At 73.7% G+C, this 21,016-nt stretch carries 21 protein-coding genes and 2 pseudogenes; 11 read left to right on the top strand and 12 right to left on the bottom strand.

Going from position 1 to position 21,016, the window contains the following annotated elements; all coding sequences use genetic code 11:
* Positions 1–19: 19 nt before the first annotated feature.
* Genes AB0O21_RS08380 through AB0O21_RS08370 form a run of 3 tightly spaced genes read right to left on the bottom strand, consistent with a single transcriptional unit; the run spans position 20 to position 2,746 of the window.
* Positions 20–1,675: a protein kinase gene (locus AB0O21_RS08380; RefSeq protein ID WP_365167822.1), complete on the bottom strand. Its 1,656-nt coding sequence runs from the start codon at positions 1,673–1,675 to the stop codon at positions 20–22.
* Complete coding sequence (locus AB0O21_RS08375) at positions 1,672–1,938, bottom strand: DUF397 domain-containing protein (protein WP_365167820.1); 267 nt, start codon at positions 1,936–1,938, stop codon at positions 1,672–1,674. The genes AB0O21_RS08380 and AB0O21_RS08375 overlap by 4 nt, the downstream gene beginning before the upstream one ends.
* Positions 1,898–2,746 (bottom strand): helix-turn-helix transcriptional regulator, encoded by an 849-nt coding sequence (locus tag AB0O21_RS08370; RefSeq protein ID WP_365167818.1) that lies wholly within the window; start codon positions 2,744–2,746, stop codon positions 1,898–1,900. Before AB0O21_RS08370 ends, AB0O21_RS08375 begins: the two co-directional genes overlap by 41 nt.
* Positions 2,747–2,881: 135 nt before the next feature.
* Here AB0O21_RS08370 and AB0O21_RS08365 point away from each other — a divergent pair, with 135 nt between their 5' ends.
* Positions 2,882–3,250, top strand: coding sequence for an ATP-binding protein (locus AB0O21_RS08365; protein WP_365168292.1), 369 nt, complete (start codon positions 2,882–2,884; stop codon positions 3,248–3,250).
* Here AB0O21_RS08365 and AB0O21_RS08360 read toward each other — a convergent pair.
* Positions 3,245–5,167 (bottom strand): hypothetical protein, encoded by a 1,923-nt coding sequence (locus AB0O21_RS08360; RefSeq protein WP_365167816.1) that lies wholly within the window; start codon positions 5,165–5,167, stop codon positions 3,245–3,247. The genes AB0O21_RS08365 and AB0O21_RS08360 overlap by 6 nt on opposite strands.
* A 183-nt stretch (positions 5,168–5,350) precedes the next feature.
* On the opposite strand from AB0O21_RS08360, the gene AB0O21_RS08355 reads away from it, so the two are divergent.
* The 8 genes and pseudogenes from AB0O21_RS08355 to AB0O21_RS08320 all read left to right on the top strand — a co-directional run bounded on the left by AB0O21_RS08355 (position 5,351) and on the right by AB0O21_RS08320 (position 12,724).
* Positions 5,351–5,995 (top strand): class I SAM-dependent methyltransferase, encoded by a 645-nt coding sequence (locus tag AB0O21_RS08355; RefSeq protein WP_365167813.1) that lies wholly within the window; start codon positions 5,351–5,353, stop codon positions 5,993–5,995.
* 136 nt (positions 5,996–6,131) lie between these two features.
* Positions 6,132–7,250, top strand: a complete 1,119-nt coding sequence (alc, locus tag AB0O21_RS08350) for an allantoicase (protein WP_365167811.1) — start codon at positions 6,132–6,134, stop codon at positions 7,248–7,250.
* Positions 7,251–7,256: 6 nt separating this feature from the next.
* Positions 7,257–7,604: pseudogene (locus AB0O21_RS08345) on the top strand (nuclear transport factor 2 family protein); the annotation flags it as partial.
* 65 nt (positions 7,605–7,669) lie between these two features.
* Entirely contained in the window at positions 7,670–8,638 is a 969-nt protein-coding gene (locus AB0O21_RS08340; protein ID WP_365167808.1) for an N-acetylmuramoyl-L-alanine amidase, read from the top strand.
* A gap of 24 nt (positions 8,639–8,662) precedes the next feature.
* Positions 8,663–8,785: a hypothetical protein gene (locus tag AB0O21_RS08335; protein WP_365167806.1), complete on the top strand. Its 123-nt coding sequence runs from the start codon at positions 8,663–8,665 to the stop codon at positions 8,783–8,785.
* 3 nt (positions 8,786–8,788) lie between these two features.
* A complete protein-coding gene (locus AB0O21_RS08330) occupies positions 8,789–9,610 on the top strand; it encodes a hypothetical protein (RefSeq protein WP_365167804.1) in 822 nt (273 codons plus the stop codon).
* A 105-nt stretch (positions 9,611–9,715) separates the two neighbouring features.
* Positions 9,716–10,726, top strand: a complete 1,011-nt coding sequence (locus AB0O21_RS08325; RefSeq protein WP_365167802.1) for an LLM class F420-dependent oxidoreductase — start codon at positions 9,716–9,718, stop codon at positions 10,724–10,726.
* 108 nt (positions 10,727–10,834) lie between these two features.
* Positions 10,835–12,724, top strand: coding sequence for a protein kinase (locus AB0O21_RS08320; protein WP_365167800.1), 1,890 nt, complete (start codon positions 10,835–10,837; stop codon positions 12,722–12,724).
* Here AB0O21_RS08320 and AB0O21_RS08315 read toward each other — a convergent pair.
* The 5 genes and pseudogenes from AB0O21_RS08315 to AB0O21_RS08295 form a co-directional block, all read right to left on the bottom strand.
* Positions 12,721–13,125, bottom strand: a complete 405-nt coding sequence (locus tag AB0O21_RS08315; RefSeq protein WP_365167798.1) for a hypothetical protein — start codon at positions 13,123–13,125, stop codon at positions 12,721–12,723. The genes AB0O21_RS08320 and AB0O21_RS08315 overlap by 4 nt on opposite strands.
* 35 nt (positions 13,126–13,160) lie before the next feature.
* A pseudogene (locus tag AB0O21_RS08310) lies at positions 13,161–14,188 on the bottom strand (FAD-dependent oxidoreductase).
* A gap of 58 nt (positions 14,189–14,246) precedes the next feature.
* Entirely contained in the window at positions 14,247–14,801 is a 555-nt protein-coding gene (locus AB0O21_RS08305; RefSeq protein WP_365168290.1) for a hypothetical protein, read from the bottom strand.
* A gap of 97 nt (positions 14,802–14,898) precedes the next feature.
* Positions 14,899–15,540, bottom strand: coding sequence for a hypothetical protein (locus tag AB0O21_RS08300; RefSeq protein WP_365167795.1), 642 nt, complete (start codon positions 15,538–15,540; stop codon positions 14,899–14,901).
* 124 nt (positions 15,541–15,664) lie between these two features.
* Positions 15,665–15,943 carry a YciI family protein gene (locus AB0O21_RS08295; RefSeq protein WP_365167792.1) on the bottom strand — a complete coding sequence of 93 codons (279 nt, stop codon included), beginning with the start codon at positions 15,941–15,943 and terminating at the stop codon, positions 15,665–15,667.
* Between the two features lie 23 nt (positions 15,944–15,966).
* Here AB0O21_RS08295 and AB0O21_RS08290 point away from each other — a divergent pair, with 23 nt between their 5' ends.
* Complete coding sequence (locus AB0O21_RS08290) at positions 15,967–16,656, top strand: Crp/Fnr family transcriptional regulator (RefSeq protein WP_365167789.1); 690 nt, start codon at positions 15,967–15,969, stop codon at positions 16,654–16,656.
* Between the two features lie 14 nt (positions 16,657–16,670).
* On the opposite strand, the gene AB0O21_RS08285 is transcribed toward AB0O21_RS08290, so the two are convergent.
* Genes AB0O21_RS08285 through AB0O21_RS08275 form a run of 3 tightly spaced genes read right to left on the bottom strand, consistent with a single transcriptional unit; the run spans position 16,671 to position 19,871 of the window.
* Positions 16,671–17,753: a prenyltransferase gene (locus tag AB0O21_RS08285; RefSeq protein WP_365167787.1), complete on the bottom strand. Its 1,083-nt coding sequence runs from the start codon at positions 17,751–17,753 to the stop codon at positions 16,671–16,673.
* Complete coding sequence (locus AB0O21_RS08280; protein WP_365167785.1) at positions 17,750–18,493, bottom strand: class I SAM-dependent methyltransferase; 744 nt, start codon at positions 18,491–18,493, stop codon at positions 17,750–17,752. The genes AB0O21_RS08285 and AB0O21_RS08280 overlap by 4 nt, the downstream gene beginning before the upstream one ends.
* A gap of 58 nt (positions 18,494–18,551) precedes the next feature.
* Entirely contained in the window at positions 18,552–19,871 is a 1,320-nt protein-coding gene (locus AB0O21_RS08275; protein WP_365167783.1) for a glycosyltransferase family 4 protein, read from the bottom strand.
* 231 nt (positions 19,872–20,102) lie between these two features.
* Here AB0O21_RS08275 and AB0O21_RS08270 point away from each other — a divergent pair, with 231 nt between their 5' ends.
* Entirely contained in the window at positions 20,103–20,741 is a 639-nt protein-coding gene (locus AB0O21_RS08270) for a TetR family transcriptional regulator (RefSeq protein WP_365167780.1), read from the top strand.
* Positions 20,742–21,016: the final 275 nt, after the last annotated feature.

Below are 21,016 nucleotides of genomic sequence, written 5' to 3'. Positions count from 1 at the left end.
CACGGGAAAGGGGCGATGATCACAGGGCCAGAGTGCGCCAGCCCTGGGTGATCTGCTCCCGCATGACGCCCGGCTCCTGCCGTCCCGTCAGCAGCTCCACCAGGGCCGCCCCGTCAGACGGGCGCTCCTTGGGATCGACGGTCAGCGCCCGCCGCACGGCCGCCGCGAGGGCCGGATCGAGGGCGTCCACCGCCGCGAGCGCGGCCGCGTCGGGTCCCGTGTCGACGATGCGGCGGATCACCGCGCCCGTACTGGTCGCCGCGAACGGGCTCGCGCCGTGCGCCGCGCACACCACGCAGCACGCCCACGCCCACACGTCGGCGGCCGGGCCGACGCCTTCGTCGCCGAACTGCTCCGGAGCCATGTACGTCAGGGTCCCCGGACCGCCGCCGGTCCTGGTCAGCCGGGTGCCGTCGACGATCGCCGCGATGCCGAAGTCGAGCAGCCGCGGTCCGGCCGTGGTCAGCATGATGTTGGCCGGTTTCAGGTCCCGGTGGACCAGGCCGAGCCGGTGCACCCCGGACAGCGCCACGGCCAGCGCCAGCGCCATGGCCCGCAGCGCCTCGGGCGAGCGGACCGGCCCCTGCTCACGCAGGTGGACGTCGAGGGGCCGCCCGTCGAGCAGCTCCATGGCCAGGTAGGGCCGCCCGGCGTCCACGCCGGCGTCGAGCACCCGGGCGGTGTACGCCCCGGACACCATGCCGAGGACCTCCGCCTCCCGCTCGAAGCGGCGCAGCAGCTCCGCGTGGTCGAGCAGCTCGGGGTGGATGGTCTTCAGCGCCACCTGCGTCGCCGACCCCTCCCGCCGGGCGAGGTACACCGTTCCCATGCCGCCCGCCCCGATCCGCCCGAGGAGGTGGTAGCCGCCGATCGTGCGCGGCTCGTTGGGGTGCAGCTCCTGGTACGAGACCTGCGGCGCGGGCGCGGCCCCCCGGGCGGCCTGCGTGGGCACGTACGCGGGCACGGGCTGCGCGGGCTGCACGGGCCGGGCGGGCGGTGCGGTCTGCGTGGGCGCGTACGAGGGCACGGGCGGGGCGGGCTGCGCGAGGGGACGCGGCGCGGCTGCCCCGTACTTCCGGCTGGCCAGCAGATTGACCGTCTGGACCACGACCGCGGCCAGCACCAGCCCGACCGGCAGGAACACCCCGAGCACCAGGCGCAGGGCGAGGAACCCGGCCAGCCGCTGACGGTTCGAGGGCGACCGCCACACCCCGCTGGGCATGCCGGCGGTCAGCAGGGTGCGCTGGGTCAGGAAATAGAGGAACAGCCAGCCCAGCAGCACGGGCAGCGCACCGATGACGAACCAGATCCGCGAGGAGGCGAGGCTCACGTGCAGGTAGGCGGCCAGGACGTACCCGTCCTCCAAGCCGATCGACTCGACCAGCAGGTCCATGCCGGGAACGGGGATCTCCAGGAACAGCGGAGTCAGCCACAGGGAGGCGATCCCGCCGACCCCCACCGCCAGCTCCCCGAACACGGCGGCCGGCGGCCGCGCCGGCGGCGCGTTCCCGGCCTGCACCGCCAACGCCCGCTCGCGCACGCCCTGCTGCCGCCGCACGAGCACCCGCATCGTCAGCAGCCGCACCAGCAGCGCGGGCCCGCCGAAGACCAACAGGCCGAAGAGGAGCGTCAGCCCGAGGTACTCCCAGAAGCCGCCCGCGCCCCCCACACTCATGCGGCCAGCGACCCTACGAACGCGGCGAACGCGGCGGGGCTGACGGTGAAGACGGGCCCGTCGGGGTTCTTGGAGTCCCGGACGGCGACGAGGCAGGGCTGGGAGGCGACCTCGATGCAGTCGCCGCCGCTGCTTCCGCTGTACGAGGCCTTGCGCCAGGTGGCGGCGCCGAGGGGGGCGCACTCGACGCACTCGCCGCCGCTGCTGCCGCTGTACGAGGACTTACGCCACCGCGCGCCCGTCAGGTCCTGGATGGTTCCCATAGCGTTCCTCCATCACGCGAGCGATCAGCGCGGCCGACTTCCCGGGGGAGAGGGCCTCGGCCTGGAGGCGAGCGTATCCGACGGAACGCTCCCTGATCACTTGAGGATTGGCGGTCATATGGCCGGAGTCATAGCTCTCGCTGTAGTGGAGATCCGGGTCGTCGTCGAACCGCAGGAGGTTGAACGAACCCATCATTCCTGCGTGCTGACCGGCCGAAAAGGGCAGCACCTGGAGGTTCACCCACTGCCGGTCACGAAGGCCCAACAGATGGGCGAGTTGGTTCCGCATGACCTCCCGGCCGCCGATCTCACGGTGCAGGGCAGCTTCGTCCAGCACCACCCACACCACGGGCGGATTGTCCCGGGCCAGGATGCGCTGCCGGTCCATCCGGGCCGCAACCACCGCGTCAAGCGTGTCCGGGTTCTCAACGCCCAGCACCGCACGCGCGTATGCCTCGGTCTGGAGCAGCCCGTACACCAACTGGCACTGGTACGTGGAGATGTACGCCGCCCTGGCCTCCATCTCCGCATACGCCTGGAACCACGTCGGCAGCTGACTCCTCAGTACCAGCCCCACCAGCCGCGAGAACACGCCCCCCGTCACCAGCGCGGCATCCAGCCGCTCCGAGAAGTCCCGGGTCGGCACCTTCTTCGCCGTCTCCACCTGCCCGATCAGCGAGGCCGTGCAGTAGACGATGTCCCCGAGCTGCCCCTGTTTCAGCCGGGCGTCCTCCCTCAGCCGTCGGAGTTCGGAGCCGTAGTAGTCCAGCGGAGACGCGCTGGGATCGAGATCGCGGATGTTGACCATGAGGCGGTCACCCCCAAGTTCACGCCGTACGGCGTTGGTTCCGGTCTGTAGCCGAGCGTAACCACACCACCGCAGCCTGGTGACATGAATCACGCAACTGACCACCACCCGGCGGAAATTGGCGCCAGCTACCGCATGGGCTTCACCGTGAGTGAGCACTCCGCCCGCCATATGCGGCGCATCCTGCGGACGTACCTCGCCCAGTGGGAGCTCACCGCGCTGACCGACGCCGCCGAGCTCGCGCTCACCGAGCTGGTCGCCAACGTCGTACGCCACGTGCCCGGCCGGGGGTGCGCCGTACTCATCCTGCGCCGGCCGGAAGGCCTCCGCGTCGAGGTGACGGACACGGACCCCAGCCCCCCGCGCCCCGTCCGCGACGGCGACCCCCACGCGGAGGGCGGGCGCGGGCTGCTCCTGGTCGAGGCGGTCACCGACCGCTGGGGCACGGACCCGCTGCCCACCGGCAAGACGGTGTGGTTCGAGTGTGATTCCTCCCCGTCATGAGGGCGGGGGATTCCCAGGGCCGGCGATCCGGTCCACCGCCTCCCGCGCGGCCCGGCACAGCTCCTCGTCCAGGAGGAAACTCGCGCCGTAGCGGCGCGGCGGTGCGGCCGTCACGGTGCGCAGCGCAGGCAGGGCGGACGCCGCGGGCGGGCCGATCTCCGTCAGCGCGTGCACGCTCCGCAGCGTCAGCCCGGTGACGCGGTGTTCGGCCAGCGGCGCCAGCTCCGGCAGCAGAGCCTCCACGGCTGGGGCCGGGTCGCCGGTGATCCGCCACCACGCCTCGGCCGCGCCGACCCTGGTCCACTCGCCCACGGAGCCGAGCAGGGCCCGGACGGCGTCGGCGTACGGCGCGGCGAGCGGACCGAGGTCGGCGAGGTAGCGCAGTACCGGGCGGCCGGGTCCCGCCTGAGCCGCCGATCCGCCGGCCCGCAGCGCCGGTTCCGGGTCGCCCGTGACGCGCCAGTACGCCCAGGCCGCGGTCTGCAGCCCGTGCCAAGGCTTCGGCGAGCGTTCGATGCCGGCGGCGAACCGCCACGGACTCCTGTCGCCCCGGGCGAGTGCGGCCAGCGTGCCCGCGGTAGCCGAGGCCGGCGGTCCGATCCGTCCCAGGGCCTCGGCCGCGGCCCGGGCGTACGGGGTGTCCAGCAGGCCGGCCAGTTCGGGTACGGCCGGTGCCGCGGCCGGGCCCCACTGGGTCAGGATCAGCAGGATCTTGTCGACGCCCCGGGCCTCGGGGCCGTGGGTGAGCCGCTCGCGGAAGGCCGGGAGCACATCGGGTGCCCAGTGCGCCGGCAGTCGGGCGACCTCCAGGAAATGGTTGTCGAAGTGGTCGAGGTACAGGGACGGCGCCCGCGGATCCTCGATGCCGACCAGCGCCCGTAGCGCGGCGTAGCGGCCCACCGTCACGGAGGAAGCGCGCTCGGTGACGGCGACGATGCGGTCCGCGTACGGGGCGGCCGCCGAGCCCGCCCCGGCGAGCACGTCGACCGCGGCCGCGGCGACTTCGGCGGCCTCGTCCTCCAGTCCGGCCCCGATCGTCGCCCACAGGCCCGGCGACGGGTCGCGCCAGTAGCGCAGTTGCTTCCCGGCCTCCATGACGGCCTCCGCCCGCAGTCTCGGGCTCGGGTGCCGGGCCAGGCCGTCCACCAACGCCGCCGCCTCCCCTGGATGAGCCGTGAGCCCGTCCGCGAACCGCCGCACCGGCGTGTGGTCGTGGGGCCACCACGGCACTTCCGGGAGCGGGCCGTCCCCGATCTCGGCGAAGGCCTCGGCGAGGCGGTGTCCCGTACCCCGCACACCATCGGGGGTGGCCAGCAGCAGCATGGACCGGGCGGCCGCCAGCCGCACCTGGACGTGCCCGTGGTCGAGCCGGGGCCGGAGCCACTCCACGGTCGCGGCCCGGTCGGCGGCTCCCGATACGGCTGCCACCGCGAGCAGTTGGGAGACCAGGGCGGTCCGATCGCTCTCGACGGCGGCCTGCTGCCGCAGCGCCTCCAGTGCCGCCGGGTCCTCGACCCGGAGCGCGCGCAGCAGCCAGGCCGCGCGGGTCCGCACCTCCGCCGACGGGTCCGGGACCAGCGGGACCACGTGGTGTCCCCTGGTCGTGAAGGCGAGGAAGGCCGGGCGGTGCACGCCGACCGAAGTCCAGCAGACGCCGTTGGCGCGCCGGGCCAGCAATTCGAGGACCAGGGCCCGTCGGCGCGCATCGAGCCGGGGGGCCAGTTCGAAGAGGCGCTTGGCCACTTCGATGAAGAGCGGCTCGTCGGTCCGCCAGCCGAGCAGTTCCTCCAACTTCGCCCACGAGGACCGCCGCAGCCCCGGCACCGCCAGGTCACGCAGCAGGCCCGGGACCCGCTCCTGCCCCGCAGACACCCCTTCGAGCACATGCCAGGGCACCACGGCCCCCCGTTCGTCCATGCCGGGGAGCCTAAGCCGTCCCGTTGGCTCATGCGCCGGCGGCGACCGCCGTACTCGGCTCCGGGGCCCGCTTTCGCCCACCGATCGGCCCCCGCCCTGGTCCACTACCGGGCGGTAGGGCAGCATGGGCCGCCACCGTGACCGTCACGCTCACCGCACCACACGCCACCGCCGGAGGAACCCATGGCCGCCACCCCCAAGCCGGAGACCCTCGCCGCCTTCGAGGCCGCCAAGGGGTTCATGCCCGTGGGCGAGGGCCTCGCCCTGTACGCGGCGGCCGCCGAGGCCGCCGCGCTCGGGCTGCCGCTGCTGGAGGTCGGGACGTACTGCGGGCGCTCCACGATCCTGCTGGCGGATGCCGCCCGCGAGGCCGGGGTGGCGGCGATCACCGTCGACCACCACCGGGGCAGCGAGGAGCAGCAGCCCGGCTGGGAGTACCACGACCCGTCGGTCGTGGACCCGGAGATCGGGCTGATGGACACCCTGCCGACCTTCCGCCGCACCCTGCACAAGGCCGGTCTCGAAGAGCACGTGATCGCGATCGTCGGCCGGTCCCCGCAGGTCGCGGCGGCCTGGGGCGGCCCGCTCGGCCTGGTCTTCATCGACGGCGGCCACACCGACGAGCACGCGACCGGGGACTACGAGGGCTGGGCCCCGCACGTGGCCATGGGCGGGACGCTCGTCATCCACGACGTCTTCCCCGACCCGGCCGACGGCGGCCAGGCCCCGTACCGGATCTACCTGCGCGCCCTCGCCTCGGGCGCCTTCGAGGAGGTCTCGGTGACGGACTCCCTCCGCGTCCTGCGGCGCGTCGGCAAGGGCGTCTGACCCTCCGGCGACCCCTCCAGACCGTTCAGTTCAGCCGAACGGTCTGATCGAAAATCATCGATGGACCTGACTGGTCGTTGCCTGTGAGAGTCGGAGCACCTCACCGTTCCACCGGCAACGACGGAAAGGCCCCCCGATGCGCTCCCACACCCTGCCCGACGCGTACGCCGCTCCCTACGCCTCCGGCGATCCGTACGCCGACTACCGCGGCGGCGACTTCCCCTTCACCCGGCTCACCGACCTCGCCGACCGCCGGCTCGGCGGCGGCGTGGTCGCCGCCAACGACGAGTTCTTCGCCGAGCGGGAGAACCTCCTCGTCCGCACCCCGGCGGCCTTCGACGTCCACCACTACGGCCACAAGGGCAAGGTCATGGACGGCTGGGAGACCCGGCGCCGCCGCGGCGCGGACGCCGCGCACCCCTTCCCGGACGCCGACGACCACGACTGGGCGCTGATCCGCCTCGGCGCGCCGGGCATCATCCGCGGGATCGTCGTGGACACCGCCCACTTCCGGGGCAACTTCCCGCAGCGGGTCAGCGTGCAGGCCGCCGCCTTCGACGGGACGCCCGCCGCGGCCGACCTCCTGCGGGACTCCGGCGAATGGCACACGATCCTGCCCCCCGCTCCCGTACGGGGCCACGCCGCCAACGGCTTCGCCATCGACTCCGGGCGCCGCTGGACCCACCTGCGGATCAACCAGCATCCGGACGGGGGCATCGCCCGGCTGCGCGTCCACGGCGAGGTGCTGCCCGACCCGGCCTGGCTCGCGCTCCTGGGCAGTGTGGACGTGGCCTGCGTGACGAACGGCGGCAGCGTGGAGGACGCCTCGGACGGCTTCTACTCCTCGCCCGGCAACACGATCATGCCGGGGCTGTCGCAGAAGCAGGACGACGGCTGGGAGACCCGGCGCCGCCGCGACCGGGGCAACGACTGGATCACCTACCGGCTGGCCGCGCAGAGCGAGATACGGGCGGTGGAAGTCGACACGGCCAACCTCAAGGGCAACGCGGCCGGGTGGGTCGCGCTGTCGGTGAAGGACGGGGAGTCGGGCGCGTGGACCGAGGTCCTGCCGCGCGTGCCGCTGCAGCCCGACAGCCTCCACCGGCTGCCCCTCCCGGCGCCGGCCACGGGCACCCACGCCCGGCTGGACGTCTACCCCGACGGGGGCCTGGCCCGGCTCCGGCTCCACGGAAACCTGACCCCGGCGGGCGCGGCCGCGCTGGCGGACCGGGTCGCCCTCGCGGCGCGGGGCTGAGGAGGTCGGGGCGACTGGAAGCTGGACTGGCCGGAGGCAGAACACGGGCGCACCGCCACCCCGTGGATCCGCCACCGGTCCACCCGCGCCGATGCCGCGGCCCACTACCGCGAGCTGGCCGCGCACCACGTGCCCGGGGCCGCGGCCACCGAGATCGAGCGCGTCCTCGTCGACGGCGCCGATGCGGTCGTGCTCGGCGAGATCCGCCAGACGGCCCGGTCCACCGGACGTGCGTACCGGGCACGGTTCGCGCTGCACCTCACGGTCGAACACGGCCTCGTCACCCGGCACCACGTCTACGAGGACAGCCTCGCCGTGGCCCAGGCGTTCGAAGAACCCGGCGCGGACATATAAGACGACCACGCCCTCGGATGGCCCAGAGCCGGGACCGGCCGGGACCACGGGTCTAGCATCACCGCGTGCGCTACGACGACAGCCCCCAGCCCCCCGAGTCCGCCGACTCCCCCGCTCCGGCCGGCCCGGACCGGCCCTGGTTCGCGCGCCGCTCCACCCTCGTCGTGGGGGTCGCCGCGCTCGCCCCGGCCTGCCTCGCCGGGTGGGTACTGACCCAGGCCCTGACCGGAGCGGGAGCCGGAGCGGAGCACCACGACGCCAAGCAGCCGGGCACCGCCGCGGCCGGCGTGCCCGTCTCCCTGCCGCCCGCCGCCCCGGCCGTGGAAACCCCCACGGGTACGGCCGAGGAGGCGGCCAAGGGCCCGCTCACCGGCAAGACGGTCGTCGTCGACCCCGGGCACAACACCGGCAACTTCAAGCACACCGACGAGATCGACCAGCAGGTCGACATCGGCACGAACCTCAAGGAGTGCGACACCACCGGCACCACCACGAACTCCGGCTACATGGAGGCCGAGTTCACCTTCGACGTCTCGCTGCGCCTGCGCGAGGCGCTGGAGGCCCAGGGCGCGAAGGTGGTCCTCACCCACGAGGCCGACCGCCCCTGGGGCCCCTGCATCGACGAGCGCGCCCGCATCGGCAACGAGGCGAAGGCCGACGCCGTCGTCTCCGTCCACGCCGACGGGGTCTCGGCCGGCAACCGCGGCTACCACGTGATCCTCCCCGCCAAGGTCAAGGGCGGCGGCGCGGACACCGCGGCGATCGTCGAACCCTCCCGCAGGCTCGGCGAACGGATCGCCTCGAACTTCGCCCGGACCACCGGCTCCGACCCCGCCAACTACCTCGGCAGCGGGACCGGTTTGGTCATCCGCGACGACCTCGGCGGCCTGAACCTGTCCACCAGGCCGAAGGTGTTCATCGAATGCGGCAACATGCGTGACGCCAAGGACGCGGCGCAGCTGACCAGTCCGGAGTGGCGCCAGAAGGCGGCCCAGGGCATCGCGGACGGCATCGTCGCGTTCCTCGGCGGGTAGTCCCCTCGGGAGTCCCGCCGGGACTTGGTCACCGCCCCGATCCTGATCGCCGCGGGGAACCTCCGTACCATGGTGCCGCTCGCCCGCTCCAGGCACGTACTGCGGCCGTGGCACCACGAGACGACCGAGACCGAGAAGGACACCTGAGACGTGAACATCCGCTCCCTCACTCGAGGCGACGGCGTGGTGATCGGAGCAGCGGCGCTGCTGTTCATCGCCTCGCTGCTCGACTTCTACTCCACCAACGGCCTGGACCTGCCGAACGTGTGGAGCGCCGACAACCTGGCGCTCCCCACCATCTTCCTGGTCGGTTTCGTCGCCGCCGGGCTGCTCATCTTCGCCCGCCTCCAGCCCGAGGGGCGCAAGGTCCTGGGCCTGCCGCTCACCGCGTGGGGCAGCGTGCTCGCCGTCTCGGCCGCCTGGTCCTCGCTGTGGTCGCTGATCACCTGCCCCGAGCAGCTCGACCTGGGCGCCGGCGCGCTCCTCGGCTTCGTCTCCACCCTGGCGCTGGCCGGTGTGGCGCTGTTCTCCGCCAAGGTCCCGGCGCTGGCCGGCCAGCTGGTGCCGGAGCCGAAGCCCGCCGCCCCCGCCCCGTACGGGCAGCAGCCCCAGCCGGGCGCCGGGTACGGCTACCCGGGCGCGTCGGAGGGTCAGCAGTCCCAGGGTCAGGGCCAGCCGTACGGCAACGCCCCGCAGCCGGTCCCGCCCTACGGCGGCACCCCGCAGGACGCGGGCCAGCAGACGCCCGCGCCCGCCCCGGCCCCGGCGGGGGACTTCTCCCCGTTCTGGTTCGCGGTCCCGGTGGCCCGCCCCCTCTTCGCCGAGGACGGCTCCCCCGCCCCGATCGCGGAGCTCGCCCCGGGCACCTGGTACCTGGCCGTCGAGCAGCGCGGCCCGTCCGTCCTGATCGCCCAGACCCAGGACGGCCGCCGCGGCGTGCTGAACGACACCTCGGGCATCCAGCGCGGCTGATTCCCCGGCCCGCGGCAACGGCGCCCCGCCCTTCCGGGCGGGGGGCCGTTGGCCTTACAGTCGCCTGACGCACCGTCAGAAACGGCTCAGCGGAGGGGATCGTACATGCGCCTCGGACTCGCACTCGGCTACTGGGGCCGCGGCCCCAACCCGGGCCACCTCGACCTCGCCACCGAGGCCGAGAACCTCGGCTACCACTCGGTGTGGACCGCCGAGGCCTGGGGCTCGGACGCCTTCACCCCGCTGACCTGGATCGCCGCCCACACCTCGCGGATCCGCCTCGGCACCGCCATCGCCCAGATGGCCGCCCGCACCCCGACCGCCACCGCCATGCACGCCCTCACCCTCGACCACCTCTCCGGCGGCCGCATGATGCTGGGCCTGGGCCTGTCCGGGCCGCAGGTGGTCGAGGGCTGGTACGGGCGCCCCTTCCCGGCGAGCCCGCTCACCGCGACCCGCGAGTACGTCGACGTCATCCGGCAGGTGCTCCGCCGGGAGGGCCCGGTCGCCCTGGACGGCCGCTTCCACCACCACCCGTACCGCGGCGAGGACGGCACCGGCATCGGCAAACCGCTCAAGCCGATCACCCACCCGCTGCGCGCGGACCTGCCGCTGCTGCTGGGCGCGGAGGGGCCGAAGAACATCGAGCAGACCACCCGGATCGCGGACGGCTGGCTGCCGCTGTACTGGTCGCCGACGCGCACGGACGTCTACCAGGCCTCCCTGACCGACCTGCCCGAGAACTTCATGATCGCGCCGATGGCCCGCGCCAAGGTGTGCGACGACGTCGCCGAGGGACTGCTGCCGGTCAAGGCGATGCTCGGCTTCTACATCGGCGGCATGGGGCACGCGGCCCGCAACTTCCACGCCGACCTCATGGCGCGCATGGGCTACGAGGAGGAGGCCCGCCGCATCCAGGAGCTGTTCCTCGCCGGGCGCAAGGAGGAGGCGGTGCTGGCCGTCCCGGACGCGTTCGCCGACGAGATCTCGCTGATCGGCCCCCGGGAGCGGATCGCCGAACGCCTCGAACTGTGGCGCAAGGGCCCCGTCACCGACCTCCTCCTGACCGCCCCGGACCCGCACACCCTGCGCGTACTGGCAGAACTCAACAGCTGACACAACAGCTGACACAGCGGCCCCAAGTCACCCACCCCCGGGCCTCGTTGCCCCTTGAACCCATCCGGTAGATTCCTGGCAACTGATTCCGACGCTGACGGGGCCGACGTGTTAGAGCTGACGGGGAGCGGAGCCGAGCCGCTGGAGCCGGAGGATCCGCGCCAGATCGGGCCGATCCCGCTGGCGGGCCGGCTGGGGGCCGGCGGCATGGGACGGGTGTACCTCGGCGTGCAGGACGGCCGGTACGTCGCCGTCAAACAACTGCTGGCCTCCGTCGTCGGCGAGGACAAGGACTTCGTGCGCCGCTTCGGGCACGAGCTGGACAACCTCGCCCGCCTGCCCGCCGGCGCCACCGCACCGCTGCTCGGCAGCGACCGCACCGCCCGGCCCCCGTGGTTCGCCACCGCGTACGTCCCCGGGCTCACCCTGCGCGAAGCCCTGGAGCTGAACGGCGGCGCCCTGCCCGCGGACGCGCTGTGGCTGCTGCTGCGGGAGGCGGCGGCGGGCCTGGCGCAGGTGCACGCGCTGGACATGGTGCACCGGGACCTCAAGCCGTCCAACGTCATGCTGACCGTCGACGGCCTCACCCTCATCGACTTCGGCGTCGCCCGGGCCGCCGAGCAGTCGCAGCTGACCCGGACCGGCATGGTCGTGGGCACACCCGCCTACATGGCACCCGAACAGGCCTCGGGCACCCGGGGGTTGAGCGGCGCCACGGACATCTTCGCGCTGGGCTCGGTCCTCGCGTACGCGGCGAGCGGCCGGCCGCCCTTCGGCGACGAGTCGGGGCACGGCGTGCTCTACCGCATCGTCCACGAGGAACCCGACCTGGAGCCGCTGCGGGCCCTGGCGCCCGACCTGGCCGACCTCGTCGCCACCTGCCTCGCCAAGGACCCGGCGGACCGCCCCACCGCCGCCGAGCTCGTCGAGAAGGCCTCGCGCCAGGTCCCGTCGGCGGCCCCGGTCGCGCTGTGGCCGGCGCCCGTCCACGAGCGGCTGTCCGAGCGGGCCGCCTTCGCCGCGGACGTCCAGGAGATCGACCAGCCGACGGTCCCGCTCGCGAGCGGGACGCCGGAGGCGGAGCAGGAGCCGGAGCAGAAGCCGGAGCAGGAGCCGGAACCGGAGGTCATACCGGCGTCCGTACCAACGGCCGCCGTGGGGCGGCCGGAGCGCCGCCGCCCCATCCGTGTCCTCCTCGCCGCCGTCCCCGTCGTCGTGGTCGCGGGCGGTACGACCCTCGCCATCCAGTACCTGCCGAACGTGACCTCCCCGACCGCCGGGCCCAACGGCACCCCGCACTCCTCCGTGTCGGCCCCCGCCGACCCGACCGGCGCCGCGCCGACCGGCACCTCGCCCGGTCCGGCCTCACCCCCGCAGACCCCGGCCGAGGGCACGCCCCAGGACGGCGCCCAGAACGCGCAGGGCGGCGCGGAAGGCGCGGGCGCCTCGGGCGCCGGTGGCACCGGCCCGGGCGGCAACACCGGGACCAGCGCGGGAAGCGGGACCGGTACCGGACCCGGAGGTGGCGGCGGCAGCCAGAACGGCGGCTCAGCCGGCACCGGCAGCTCCGCGGGCTCCTCCTCCGCGCCGCCCCCGACCAGCCCGAAGACCACCTCCGCCCCACCGCCCGCCACGAGCGTCTACCGCTTCCGCAACGGCGAGAACGGCAAGTGCATCAGCCAGGTCTTCGGCTCTTCGAGCTTCGCCGAATGCGCGGGCTCCTCCACCCAGTGGACCGTGCAGGCCCGCTCCAACGGCAGCTTCAAGCTCGTCAACAAGCAGAGCGGCAGCTGCCTGCAATCCAACGGGTTCGGCCAGGCCGTCTTCGTCGGCGACTGCGCGCAGGACACCAGCGTGTCGTGGCGGGGCGGCTCGGGCGGCAGCCTGGTGTCCGACTTGGGCGGCGGCTGCCTCGACCTCGGCATGGCCGGCACCACCGGCCTGCACACGGCGGGCTGCGACGGGGACGCCTCGCAGCGCTGGACGAAGCAGAGTTAGGGGGTGTCGGGGGTCTCGGCCGGGTCCTGCGGCAGCGCCGCCAGCAGCGCGCGCAGGTCCAGCGGCATGACGGCGATGTCGATGGTGCCGCCGCCCTCGTAGGCGCAGGTCACGATCCGCGAGCCGGGATTGATGGACATCCCCTCCCGCACGGAGGGGACCCGCACGCCGGTGGCGCGCCCGCCCGGCAGCGGCACGGGCTCGCCCCGCCGCGGGACCCAGCGGGCCGCGCCCTGGTCGACGTACAGCGTGCCGGTCCGCCAGCGGCCCTCACCGGCCGGCCGGCGCGCCATCCCGGGAATCCCGGCAGCGGGTCCGGCGGCCAGCCGGCGCAGGTGCTTGCGCCGCAGGAGCCAGCCGGCACCGCCGCCCGCGACGGCGATCACCACGTACTCGATCATGCGGCCCATTGAAACAGGCCCACCGGCCCAGGAGGTCAGGCCGCACGCTCGGCCCGCAGGAGCTCCTGACGCTTGGCGACACCTCCCGACATGCGGTGCACGCTGTACGAGCCGGGCTTGTGCGCCTCCTCGGCGAGGTGCTTGGGGATGACCTTGCAGACGAACTCCTTGGCCCTGGCGCCCCGGCCCAGGCTGATGCACTGGGCCCAGTACGACTGGTGGATGGGCTCGGGCCGCTCGTCCGCGATCCGGCTGAGCACCGTGTCCGCGGCCCGTGCGCCCAGCGGCATCGCGGCCTGGCAGCTCATCCGCTGCGGCAGCGCGCGTCGGTACGCAGCCCGCTGCGCGCCGCCAGGTCCGGCACGCCGAAGCCGGCCGTCCAGATGGTCACCTCGCTCGGCAGCTCACGGCCGTCGGCGAGCCGCACGGCGTCCCGGGTCACGGCCGTCACCTTCGCGTCGGAGCCGTCGATGACCGTGATGCCGAGCTGGGCCAGCCGCTTGGCGACGGAGCGGCGGCCGCGGGTGTGCAGGTACGGGCCGAGCACCCCGCCGCACACCAGCGTCACGGCCCGCCCCTGCTCGGCCAGCTCGGCGGCCGTCTCGATCCCGGTCGGCCCGGCTCCGACCACCGTCACGGGGGCCGTCGCCGGCGCGGCGTCCAGGGCCGGCCGCAGCCGCTCGGCCTCCTCGAAGGTGGCGATCGGGTACGCGAACTCCGCGGCCCCCGGCACACCCGGATCGGCGCTGCCGCTGCCCACCGCGTAAACGAGGTAGTCGTAACCGACCGCACCCCCGCCCGCCGGCTCCACACACCGCCCGGCCGCATCGATCCGCACCGCGGCGTCCACGACCAGCCGCACCCCCTCCGCGAGCACCTCCCGGTACCCGACGACCGCGGAATCGTTCCCCCCCACCAGCTGGTGCAGCCGGACCCGGTGGACGAAGTCCGGGCGCGGGTTGACCAGGGTCACGGTCACGCCGTCGCGCTGCGTCAGCCGGTTCGCGGCCATCACGCCCGCGTATCCGCCGCCGATCACGATCACCTCGGTGTTCGGCATCAAGACACCGCACCATCGGAGGCTGTGACGGGCTGTGACCGGGATCACTCGGCGCCGCGGGCTAGCCGCCCAGCTCGGACGCGCTCGGGACCTTGTCCGTGACCTCGGCTCCCGCGCTCCTCCCGGCGTCCTTCACCTCTCCGATGATCTTTTCGAAGGCGCCCACGTCGGCATCGCCCGCCTCGCCCTTGCGCAGCTTCGCACCGAGGTCCTTGAGGGAGTCGATCCCGGCCGTCAGCGGGACCACCGCCTTCGACAGCAGCGGATCGCCCTCGGCGTTGTTCACGGCCGCCTTGAGCCGGTTGTAGGTGAACGCGCCCGCGAGGCCCGCCTTGACGAGCGCGAACGTACGGCCGTCCGCGCCCTCCTTGAACTTGCCCTCGCGGTACGGCTTGACGATCCACTGGTACGTCGCCCCGGCCGCGAGACCGGCGTTGGCGACGAACCGCGTCTTGGCGAACTTCTGCGCCTCTTCCGTGCTGGTCGGCGTGGCCGTCCCGGTCACGGTCGCGCCGGTGGCCTTGTCGTCGCCGCCGCACGCGGTGGTCCCTGCGAGCAGCGCGGTGGACAGGAGCACCGCGGCCAGGGCGCGGCGGAGTCGGGCGGTACGGGGTATGGACACGGGTGCCTCCGGGGGCTGGGGGATCTTCCGCAGCCTCGCCCGGGGCACCCGGATCCGCCACTCGGGGGACCTTTCCGGGTCCCCGAACGGGCTAACCGCCCAGCTGGGACAGGCTCGGGACCTGGTCCTTGACCTCGGCGCCCGCGCTCTTGCCCGCGTCCTTCACCCCGTTGATGACCTTGTCGAAGGCGTCGATGTCGGCGTCGCCCGCCTGGCCCTTGCGGAGCTTGGTGCCGAGGCCCTTGAGGGACTCGATGCCGGCGGTCAGCGGGGCCACCGCCTTCGACAGCAGGGGGTCGCCCTTGGCGTTGTCGACGGCCGCCTTGAGCCGGTTGTACGCGAAGGCGCCCGCGAGGCCCGCCTTGACGAGCGCGAACGTACGGCCCTTCGCGCCCTTCTTGAACTTGCCCTCGCGGTACGGCTTGACGATCCACTGGTACGTCGCCCCGGCCGCGAGACCGGCGTTGGCGACGAACCGCGTCTTGGCGAACTTCTGCCGCTCGGCGGAGCTGGTGGGCGAGGGCGTCGCGGCGGCCAGCTCGTCGGCCTCGCCGGCGGCGGGCACCGCGGCCGCGAGGGCCGCCAGCTCGGCGGCCGAGGCCATGGAGACCCCTTCCGCCTGGCCGCCGCCGTCACGGCCGCCGCCGCACGCGGTGGCACCGGCGAGCAGCGCGGTGGACAGGAGCACCGCCGTGAGGGCGCGGCGCAGTCGGGCAGTACGGGGTACGGACACGGGTGCCTCCGGAGACTGAGCTGTCCCCCGCAGCCTCACCCGCCCCGCCCCACGGCGCCCCTTGGGGGGACCCGTTCGGGTCCGGGGTACGCCCGGCCGGGCTCCCGGCGCGGCACCGGGCGCCTCAGCGCGCCGGCCCCGCCACCGACCCCACCACCGGCGCCCACTCCCGCAGACCCGCTACCCGCACACCCCGGGTGCGGTAGTACGGATCGGCGTCGACGATGCGTTCCACCTCGGCGCGGTCGGCGTCGAAGACCAACAGCGCGCCCGAGTCGTCCGCCCAGGGGCCTGCGGCGAGCAGCCGCCCTTCCTCATGGAGCCGGGCGAGGACCGCCCGGTGCGCGGGGCGTGCGGCGAGCCGCTCCGGGAAAGCGGTGAAGGCGAGTTCGAGGATGATCATGCGGCCGACGGTACGGTCTGACGGTGAGCAGTTCAGTATCGGCCGATACATGGCGGGCGCTGGCCTCCGTGCCCCTGCTGGCCTCCCTGTCCGAGGAGCGGCTGCGCGCCCTGTGGTCCGCTTCCCTGCCGCGCCGACACGGGGCGGGCGAGGTGTTGCGCCGGGCCGGCGATCCGGCCGGGCACCTCCTGCTCCTGCTGCGCGGCCGGGTGTCGGCCACCGCGGCGACGGCCGCGGGCCGCGTGGTCCGCTTCGGCGAGTGGGCCGGGCCCTGCGCCGTGGACAAGGTCGCGGTGATCGACGGCCGCGGGCACACGGCCACCCTCACCGCGCTCACCGCCTGCACCGTGCGCAGCCTGCCGCGGGCCCGGTTCGAGGAACTGGTCGACGACGTGCCCTCCGTACGCCGGCACGTGCTGCGGCTGCTCGCCGACCAGGCCCGGCGGCAGCAGGACCGCTTCGCCGAAGCCGCCACCCTGCCCGTCGAGGCCCGGCTGGCGGGCTGGCTCCTGGCGCGGGCCGCCGAGTCCACCGGCGGGCGGGTCGAGCTGCCGGGCACCCAGCAGGACCTGGCCGACCTGCTGGGGACGACCCGGGTGACGGTCAACCGCGCCCTGTCCGGGCTGCGCCGCGACGGCCTGGTCGAGGTCACGGGCCGCACGGTCACGGTACTCGCGCCCGAACTCCTCGCCCTGCGCGCGGCCGCCGGCTAGCCGCCGGGGACGCTTCAGCCGCAGCAGTCGGGCTCCAGCCCGCCCGGCAGCTCCAGCCCCCCGAACACCTGGGCCGTCGCCTCGTCCCCGCCCAGCGCCGCGACGGCGAGCAGCAGGGACCCGGCCGTCCACGTGGTCTGCTCGACCGGCCAGACCGCCTTGTCCTGGAACACGTACCCCGTCCAGTACATCCCGTTCTCGGCGCGCAGGTGCCCGATGGAGCGCAGGATCTCCAGCGCCCGGTCCGACTCCCCCGTCGCCCACAGCGCGAGCGCCAGCTCGCAGGACTCCCCGCCCGTCACCCACGGGTTCGGCAGGACGCAGCGCACGCCGAGGTCCGGGACGACGAACTCGTCCCACCGCTCCTCGATGCGCGCCTTCGCCTCGGGGCCGGTCAGGGCGCCGCCGAGGACCGGGTAGTACCAGTCCATCGAGTAGTGGTTCTTGTCGAGGAACCGCTCGGGGTGGCGGCGTATCGCGTGCCGCAGCGCCCCCACGGCGAGCTCCCAGTCGGGCTGCGGCTCCTCGCGGTGCTCGGCGATCGCCAGCGCGCAGCGCAGCGCCTGGTGGATGGAGGAGGAGCCGGTGAGCAGGGCGTCGGTGACGGCCGTGCCGTCCGCCTCCCGCTTCCAGCCGATCTCCCCGCCGGGCTGCTGGAGCGCGAGCACGCACTCGACGGCCGCGTAGACGGTCGGCCACATCCGGTCGAGGAAGGCGTCGTCGCCGGTGGCGAGGTAGTGGTGCCACACGCCGACGGCTATGTACGCCGTGAAGTTGGACTCCCGGCTCGCGTCCTGCGGCTGCGCGGTGTCCACGCCGTCCGCCCGGTCGGCGTACGCCGCGTACCAGGAGCCGTCCTCGTTCTGGTGGCGGGCCAGCCACGCGTAGGCGCGCTCGGCGGCCCCGTGCTCGCCGGCCGCGTCCAGGGCCATCGCGGCCTCGGTGTGGTCCCACGGGTCGAGGTGGTGGCCGCGGAACCACGGGATGGCCCCGTCCGCCCGCTGCGCGGCGAGGATGCCCGCGACGGTCTCGGCGGCCTGCTCGGCGGTCAGCACCCCGTCGAGGACCAGGTGTTCGGTGCGCCCCGGCGAGCTCACTTCGCGGCGCCCGCGGCGTCGACGGGGAGGTGGGGCTTGGTCGCGTACGCCACGAAGCTCTTGCCGATGAGCGGGTTGAGGGCCTGCTCCGCGTAGCGCGTGAGGGCGGGCTTCTTCATGATGTCCCAGACCAGGAGCTTGTGGTACGCCTTGACCGGCAGCGCCTTGTCGTTGTCGACGCCGAAGGCGCACTTGAGCCACCAGTACGGGGAGTGCAGCCCGTGCGCGTGGTGGGTGCCGTACGGCTTGAGGCCCGCGGCCTCCATCTTGCCGAGCAGCTCGTCCGCCTTGTAGATGCGGATGTGCCCGCCCTCGACCTCGTGGTAGGCGTCGGACAGCGCCCAGCAGATCTTCTCGGGGCCGTAGCGCGGGACGGTGATGGCGATGCGCCCGCCGGGCTTGAGCACGCGCACCATCTCGGCGAGCACGCCCTTGTCGTCGGGGATGTGCTCCATGACCTCGGAGATGATCACGACGTCGAAGGAGTCGTCGGGGAAGGGCAGCGCGAGCGCGTCGCCCTCCATCGCCGTCGCGGTGGCACCGGCCGGGGCCTCGCCGGCCTCCTTCATCGCCGCGAACCACTTCGCGACCTCGCGGATCTCCTCGCCGTTGCGGTCGAGGGCGACCACCTGGGCGCCGCGCCGGTAGCACTCGAAGGCGTGCCGGCCTGCGCCGCAGCCCAGGTCGAGCACGCGGTCGCCTGCGGCGAGCGGGAACCGGGAGAAATCGACGGTCAGCACGGGGTCCTGCCTTCGCGGTCGCGGGAGTGGTGAGGGAGAAACGGAGTCTGGTGAAACGTCACCGCGGACGGCGGGTACGAGCCGCTGCCGCCTGCTCGATGGCTGCGCGGTAGTGCGCGGCGGTGCCCTCGGCGGCCTTGGCCCAGGTGAACCGGGTCAGCACCCGCTCCCGCCCGGCGGCGCCGAGCCGCGCGCGCAGCTGCGGGTCGCCCAGCATCCGGCCCAGCGCGGCGGCCAGCGCGCCCGCGTCGCCCGGGGGCACCGCGAGGCAGGTCTCGCCGTCGGGGCCGGCGACCTCGGGGATCGCCCCGCCGGTCGTGGCGACGAGCGGGGTCCCGGTGGCCATGGCCTCGGCCGCCGGGAGGGAGAAGCCCTCGTACAGCGACGGCACGCACGCCACCTGCGCGCTGCGCACGAGGTCGACGAGCTCGGTGTCGCTGATCCCCTTGACGAAGCGGACCGCGTCCTGGAGCCCGTACGTCTCGATGGCGCGGGCGACGGGACCCTGCTCGGCTCGCTTGCCGACGACGACGAGGTGCGCGTCGGGCTGCTCGGTCCGCAGCTTCGCGAGCGCCTCGACGAGGTGCACGAGCCCCTTGAGCGCGACGTCGGCGCTCGACGTGGTCACGATCCGGCCCGGAACCTCCGCCACGGCCGGATCCGGCGACCACAGATCGGTGTCGGCACCGATGTGCACGACGTGGATCCGCTCGTCGCGCACACCGAGGTGCTCGGCGATCTCCTGCCGGGAGGACCCGGACACGGTCAGCACGGAGGGCAGCCGGCGGGCGACGCGCCCCTGCATGCGCGTGAACCCGTACCAACGGCGCACGGAAGCCCGCGCCATGCGGGTCTTGGCGGCGGCGAGGTCGAGCGCGCGGTCGACGGTGATGGGGTGGTGGATGGTGGTCACCAGGGGCGCCCCGAGCCCACCCAACAACCCGTACCCCAGGGTCTGGTTGTCATGGATGACATCGAACTCCCCGGCCCTGCCGAGCAGATGGCGCCGCGCCCGCAGCGAGAAGGTCAGCGGCTCGGGAAAGCCGCCGGTCCACATCGTGGCGACCTCGAGGGCGTCGATCCAGTCCCGGTATTCACCGCGCTTCGGCGTACGGAAGGGGTCGGGCTGGCGGTAGAGATCGAGGCTGGGCAGCTCGGTGAGCGTCGCACCCGTATCCAGCACCGGATACGGCTGTGCGCCGATGACCTCGACGGAGTGTCCGAGGCGTACGAGCTCGCGCGAGAGGTGGCGGACGTAGACGCCCTGGCCGCCGCAGAACGGGTTCCCCTTATAGGTGAGGAGTGCGATGCGTAGCGGGCGGTCGCCGTCGGTGGCGGAACCCGCGAAAGGGCTCGTCACCATGGCCTCAGCGGTCACTCTCGGCCCCCTTCTCCCTGCACTTTCGCCGGAGCGTAACCGCTCGGATAATGTAGAACAAGTTGCAGACTTGATCCGTTGAAGACCATTGAATCTACCGGCCGGAAACCACACCGTAAGAGGCGGAGCAGGTGATTCGCGCCACGGCTCCGGCGCCTGAGATGCTGGCTCCCGGAGCACGCCCCCCCGCACACACCCCGCAACGACTCGGAACGCCACGGAACGGGACATATGACACCGGAAGCGAAGCCCCTCGCCACCACGGTCACCACACCGGCGTCCCCGCCCCTGACGGAGCGCCAGGAGGCGCGCCGCCGCCGGATCCTGCACGCCAGCGCCCAGTTGGCCAGCCGTGGCGGCTTCGACGCGGTCCAGATGCGCGAGGTCGCGGAGTCCTCCAGCGTGGCGCTGGGCACGCTCTACCGGTACTTCCCGTCCAAGGTCCACCTCCTGGTCGCCACCATGCAGGACCAGCTCCAGCACATGCACACCACGCTCCGCAAGCGCCCCCCGGCCGGCGACGACCCGGCGGCCCGCGTCGCGGAAACCCTGATGCGCGCCTTCCGCGCCCTCCAGCGCGAACCGCAGCTGGCCGACGCCATGGTCAGGGCCCTCACCTTCGCGGACCGCAGCGTGAGCCCCGAGGTCGACACGGTCTCCCGCCTCACCACGGCGATCATCCTGGACGCGATGGGCCTGGAGGCCCCCCCGACGGCGGAACAGCTCTCGGCGGTCCGCGTCATCGAACACACCTGGCACTCGGCCCTGATCACCTGGCTCTCGGGCCGCGCCTCGATAGCCCAGGTCAAGATAGACATCGAAACGGTCTGTCGCCTGATCGACCTGACGGCCACCCCCCGCCCGGAATAGTCCTGAAGCCGCCGGGGGGCGGGGCGGGGGTACGGGTCCACGCGCGTGCGGGACTTTTACCCCCTCGGGGCGTGGTGGCGGGGCGGTGTCCGCCCACCCGCCCCCGGCTGCGGGCGGTGGCTTCGCGGTTGGCGGCGCCCGAACTGGCCCGAATCAGAGATGCCCTGGGGGGTTTCCCGGCAGTCCCATAGTCCTTCCGTGTCGGGCCGGCCTGTAAAGGGCGCTCCTCCTTCGTCGTCGCGTCGCTTCGCGATCGCCTACGGCGACCCTTGACA

Origin of the sequence: Streptomyces sp. NPDC091371, from assembly GCF_040684275.1 — a bacterium.
GTDB lineage: Bacteria > Actinomycetota > Actinomycetes > Streptomycetales > Streptomycetaceae > Streptomyces.
The sequence above is the reverse complement of the archived record's forward strand: the minus strand, read 5'-3'. Positions and strand labels throughout refer to the sequence as shown.

What these genes read in the sequence shown, in the direction of transcription:
- AB0O21_RS08295 (WP_365167792.1), bottom strand. Translation starts at nt 15,943, where the DNA reads ATGATCATCCTCGAACTCGCCTTCACCGCTTTCCCGGAGCGGCTCGCC.
- alc (WP_365167811.1), top strand. Translation starts at nt 6,132, where the DNA reads ATGCGCTCCCACACCCTGCCCGACGCGTACGCCGCTCCCTACGCCTCC.
- AB0O21_RS08360 (WP_365167816.1), bottom strand. Translation starts at nt 5,167, where the DNA reads ATGGACGAACGGGGGGCCGTGGTGCCCTGGCATGTGCTCGAAGGGGTG.
- AB0O21_RS08325 (WP_365167802.1), top strand. Translation starts at nt 9,716, where the DNA reads ATGCGCCTCGGACTCGCACTCGGCTACTGGGGCCGCGGCCCCAACCCG.
- AB0O21_RS08380 (WP_365167822.1), bottom strand. Translation starts at nt 1,675, where the DNA reads ATGAGTGTGGGGGGCGCGGGCGGCTTCTGGGAGTACCTCGGGCTGACG.
- AB0O21_RS08365 (WP_365168292.1), top strand. Translation starts at nt 2,882, where the DNA reads ATGGGCTTCACCGTGAGTGAGCACTCCGCCCGCCATATGCGGCGCATC.
- AB0O21_RS08370 (WP_365167818.1), bottom strand. Translation starts at nt 2,746, where the DNA reads ATGGTCAACATCCGCGATCTCGATCCCAGCGCGTCTCCGCTGGACTAC.
- AB0O21_RS08315 (WP_365167798.1), bottom strand. Translation starts at nt 13,125, where the DNA reads ATGATCGAGTACGTGGTGATCGCCGTCGCGGGCGGCGGTGCCGGCTGG.
- AB0O21_RS08375 (WP_365167820.1), bottom strand. Translation starts at nt 1,938, where the DNA reads ATGGGAACCATCCAGGACCTGACGGGCGCGCGGTGGCGTAAGTCCTCG.
- AB0O21_RS08355 (WP_365167813.1), top strand. Translation starts at nt 5,351, where the DNA reads ATGGCCGCCACCCCCAAGCCGGAGACCCTCGCCGCCTTCGAGGCCGCC.
- AB0O21_RS08270 (WP_365167780.1), top strand. Translation starts at nt 20,103, where the DNA reads ATGACACCGGAAGCGAAGCCCCTCGCCACCACGGTCACCACACCGGCG.